A 3,290-nucleotide genomic window follows, 5' to 3' on the forward strand; every position below is an offset into this window, starting at 1 on the left:
GTCAGCGGGGCCACCAGAAGACGCAGGCCGGGGGCGAGGTCCAGCCATTCAGGCGTGGCGGTCAGGTTCAGACGGATCATCAATAGGTCTCCACATCGTTGGCCAGGATTGCTGTGCACATCCGTGCGGGGCTGGCGGCCTTGGCGGCCTGCCAGTCAAACGTTGCCTGCACGCCCTGCGGCCCGGAAATTTCGATCCGGGGGCGCGGCAGGTAGACGGCGTGGATGGTGAAGGTGAAACTTTCCCCGGAAGGCAGAACATAGGCGAACGCGATCTCGCAAGGGTCACCGTTGATCGCCTGTGTCACCAGCGTGCTATCGGCGAAACGCACCTCAATGCGGCCGGTAAGTGCTGCGATGGACGGGTCGGCTCCGTCGATCTTGCCGTCGCTGCGGATGGTCTCGATCCGGTCAAGGTTGTTGGCATAGGTGATTTCTGCTGAGACCACGTTGCCCAACGCGGTGCCGTTCCGGCTGATCGCACCGTTGAAATGGCCAAACCGCTTCAGCCCCAAGTCTGTGGGCGTGCCTGCGCCGCTTGTTGTGGCGATGGCCTCACCTTGCGCCACCAGCCGCGCGGTTGCAGTCAAAAGGCCAGAGCGCTGCACCTGCCATGACAGCTGGTCCAGCACGCAGCCGGAATATATCGCAAAGCGTGGCACCTCGGGCATACCAGTCTCGATGGAAATAGAGGGCAAGGTCCAACTGCCCGAGCGAAATTCATGGGTGTAGGGTCCAACGCCAGAAGTGGTCGGTTCGCCGAAGGCCGCTTTCAGCCAAAACCCGAAGGCCTCGGCATCTATTGGCACCATCACATCGCCATCTGCCGTCACCGCATCCTTGATCGGGGCTAGGGGATCGCGGCCGTAACCGAGCAATTCGCTGTTTAGAAGCGGTTGCTCCGATCCCAGCGAGGTGCTGGCAAAGGGCATCTTGGTAAAACCGCCAACCGGCGGCGTCCCATAAACGGTCTCGAACGCAAGCGCCATCTGCGCCCGCGCGCCTTGCGCACGTGCCATATCTTTCTCCTAATAATGTGGGGTGTCAGGCCAGAGGGCCGGTGGTGGTGTAGTGCAAAACGACAGTGATCACCGCAGCTTTCAGGGCCGCCGCACCTTCGATGGGAAGATCGACCGACGCCGGGGCTTCGGGTTCGACCCAATCGCAAAGGCCTCCAAGGGTACGGTCGGTCTCCAGCGCTGTACCGATGGCAGCGATCAGACTGTCGAATGCAGTGGCGCGGCCGTTCGATGCCTGGACCACAACCTCCAACTCGGCGCGATGCTGGTAATGATAGCGCAGGGGCGACAGCGTCACTTCCGGCTCGCCGGGCTGGCCATCCCGCAGGATGATCAACCCCGCCGCAGGGATCCGCTCGGGCAGCACTTCGTCACGCAAGATTAGGGCGGCAAGCGGCTGCAGCCGCGCATATAGTGCGGCGAGGGTTGCCTCGCGGGTAGTGGGCATTTGTCCGCCCCTCTCTGAATTGTGGCTTCTGCGATGGTTTCAGATATGCTAAAGGTAATACCCGTGAATACTCACTCGGAGCAGCACCCATGAACGCCGTCCGCCCCATCGCCGTGAAGCTCGATCAGGACACCCGCGACCGCCTCAAGCGGCTGGCGGATGCCAAGGATCGCTCCACGCACTGGATGCTGCGCGAGGCTGTGACGCAGTTCGTCGAGCGCGAAGAGAAGCGCGAGGCGTTCAGGCAGGCCGGTTTGCAGGCTTGGGAAGACTATCAGGCCACTGGCAAGTACCTCACGCATGACGAGGCAGATGTCTGGCTTGCCAAGCTGGAAGCGGGTGAAGAGGCCGAAGTCCCTGAATGTCACACCTGATCTGGTCACCCGCCGCGCTGCGGGATGTCGAGCGCCTGTATAAGTTCCTTGCCGAAAAGAACCCTGAGGCCGCCCGTCGCGCGGCAAAATCCATCCGTGAAGGCATGCAGATCTTGCGCGATCAGCCCGGAGTTGGTCGACCGGTTGATGACATGGAGCCGGAATTTCGCGAGTGGTTCATCACCTTTGGCGACAGCGGTTACGTGTCCCTTTATCGGTTCGACGGTGCGACGGCGGTGATCCTCGCCATACGCCACCAGCGTGAGGCAGGCTATTAACGATAAAAGGGGAAGATTAAACCCTCCCCTCCACCCAATTCGCCACGATCAGTCCGGGCACGCCTTCCACCGCCCGTTCTGCATCCCGCGCCAGATCGAGCCGCTTGCGCAGCTTGACCTGAGCCACCAGCAGAAAGATCGGCACGGTTGCCACGCCGCGTCCGGTCTTGGATTTGGATGCCACCGCCCGGCCTTTCGAATTCAGCCGCCCCTCGGCCACCAGCAAGCTCGGCCCACGACGGCGGTAGATGAACCGCAGGCGCAATCCGGTGCGGCGTTCCCATTCGCCGGGAGTGATCCGTCCACCCTTGCTGCTTTTGCCAGCGGCTGCAGTCGGGATTGCCAGCCAAAAGCCGTTCTTGGACCGGATCAGCGGGCCGGTGTCATGGGCGCCGACGATCACTGGTGCGTTGGACCAGACCAAGGCCGCTGCGCTCAGACTGTCGCCGGAGTTGGGGAAGCTGGCGAGTCGGATAGAATTGCCAAGCCGGGTGCCCAACCCCCCGCCGGTAATCTGCGTTCGCCAAGCGGATTTGAGACCGGTCCCGGCCTCGCGCATGGCGGCCGTGACTGAGCGTTCCCCAGCGGCAACTTCGGCGGCCATCATGGCGACGATGTCCGGCGCGATATCGAGCTTCAGTCTCATGCCGGACGCAAATCCAAGGTCCAGACAAGCCGCTCGCGGTCGCGGACAGGCTCACCCTGAATGAGGAAGGCCTCGGAATTGATCTCGATCCGTTCGCCGGGTCGCGGGTTGGGGACCTCGGCCACGCGAAGGTCAATGCGGGTGGTTTCCGACCACAGACGTGCGTCACCGAACCCGGTAATGTCGTCCGCGCGGCGCATGACCACGCGGACGAGGACGGGCATTCCACCGTCGGCGATATAGACCGCATCTCGGGCGATGTTGGGATCGCAAAAGACGTTGTCGATTGCAGCTATAAAGACGGACATGGGCTCCCCCTCAGGTGGCGCTGAAGAGCCGGATCGCGAGGCGCGGGCGTTTGTTGACCGGCAGGATCGATGCTTCCGTCATCAGGTCGATCCAGCGGCCCTTGGCGTCCATCATCTGGCGCGCATAGAGCGGCAGGCCGATGGTATTGGCGGTTTCCAGCAGGTTTGCCGGTCCGCCATAAGTGGTGAAGGTATCAAACGTGCCCATCGGGAAGGCG

At 62.5% G+C, this 3,290-nt stretch carries 7 protein-coding genes; 2 read left to right on the forward strand and 5 right to left on the reverse strand.

Annotated elements, in window-relative coordinates:
* Positions 1 to 79 precede the first annotated feature (79 nt).
* Positions 80 to 1,018, reverse strand: coding sequence for a phage tail tube protein (locus AKU94_RS04675; protein WP_050526175.1), 939 nt, complete (start codon positions 1,016 to 1,018; stop codon positions 80 to 82).
* Positions 1,019 to 1,043: 25 nt separating this feature from the next.
* Positions 1,044 to 1,466: a hypothetical protein gene (locus AKU94_RS04680; protein ID WP_050526176.1), complete on the reverse strand. Its 423-nt coding sequence runs from the start codon at positions 1,464 to 1,466 to the stop codon at positions 1,044 to 1,046.
* Positions 1,467 to 1,555: 89 nt separating this feature from the next.
* On the opposite strand from AKU94_RS04680, the gene AKU94_RS04685 reads away from it, so the two are divergent.
* Together AKU94_RS04685 and AKU94_RS04690 are read left to right on the forward strand one after the other, a co-directional pair.
* The gene (locus AKU94_RS04685) at positions 1,556 to 1,840 is read left to right on the forward strand and encodes a CopG family ribbon-helix-helix protein (protein ID WP_050526177.1); all 285 of its coding nucleotides are present in this window, start codon (positions 1,556 to 1,558) and stop codon (positions 1,838 to 1,840) included.
* A complete protein-coding gene (locus AKU94_RS04690) occupies positions 1,828 to 2,118 on the forward strand; it encodes a type II toxin-antitoxin system RelE/ParE family toxin (RefSeq protein ID WP_050526178.1) in 291 nt (96 codons plus the stop codon). Before AKU94_RS04685 ends, AKU94_RS04690 begins: the two co-directional genes overlap by 13 nt.
* Positions 2,119 to 2,134: 16 nt before the next feature.
* Here the strand turns inward: AKU94_RS04690 and AKU94_RS04695 are convergent, their stop codons facing one another.
* The 3 genes from AKU94_RS04695 to AKU94_RS04705 form a co-directional block, all read right to left on the reverse strand.
* Positions 2,135 to 2,764: a DUF6441 family protein gene (locus tag AKU94_RS04695; RefSeq protein WP_050526179.1), complete on the reverse strand. Its 630-nt coding sequence runs from the start codon at positions 2,762 to 2,764 to the stop codon at positions 2,135 to 2,137.
* On the reverse strand, positions 2,761 to 3,072 hold the full coding sequence (locus tag AKU94_RS04700; protein WP_050526180.1) for a head-tail joining protein: 312 nt from the start codon (positions 3,070 to 3,072) through the stop codon (positions 2,761 to 2,763). The genes AKU94_RS04695 and AKU94_RS04700 overlap by 4 nt, the downstream gene beginning before the upstream one ends.
* Positions 3,073 to 3,082: 10 nt before the next feature.
* On the reverse strand, positions 3,083 to 3,290 hold a 208-nt coding region (locus AKU94_RS04705), incomplete at its 5' end, for a major capsid protein (protein WP_198144831.1).

The sequence above is a fragment of the Pseudorhodobacter aquimaris genome, from assembly GCF_001202025.1.
Classification (GTDB): Bacteria; Pseudomonadota; Alphaproteobacteria; order Rhodobacterales; family Rhodobacteraceae; genus Pseudorhodobacter; species Pseudorhodobacter aquimaris.

Excerpts from the sequence above, each read along its gene's own strand:
- AKU94_RS04700 (WP_050526180.1), bottom strand. The coding sequence starts at position 3,072 with ATGTCCGTCTTTATAGCTGCAATCGACAACGTCTTTTGCGATCCCAAC.
- AKU94_RS04695 (WP_050526179.1), bottom strand. The coding sequence starts at position 2,764 with ATGAGACTGAAGCTCGATATCGCGCCGGACATCGTCGCCATGATGGCC.
- AKU94_RS04690 (WP_050526178.1), top strand. The coding sequence starts at position 1,828 with ATGTCACACCTGATCTGGTCACCCGCCGCGCTGCGGGATGTCGAGCGC.
- AKU94_RS04680 (WP_050526176.1), bottom strand. The coding sequence starts at position 1,466 with ATGCCCACTACCCGCGAGGCAACCCTCGCCGCACTATATGCGCGGCTG.
- AKU94_RS04675 (WP_050526175.1), bottom strand. The coding sequence starts at position 1,018 with ATGGCACGTGCGCAAGGCGCGCGGGCGCAGATGGCGCTTGCGTTCGAG.
- AKU94_RS04685 (WP_050526177.1), top strand. The coding sequence starts at position 1,556 with ATGAACGCCGTCCGCCCCATCGCCGTGAAGCTCGATCAGGACACCCGC.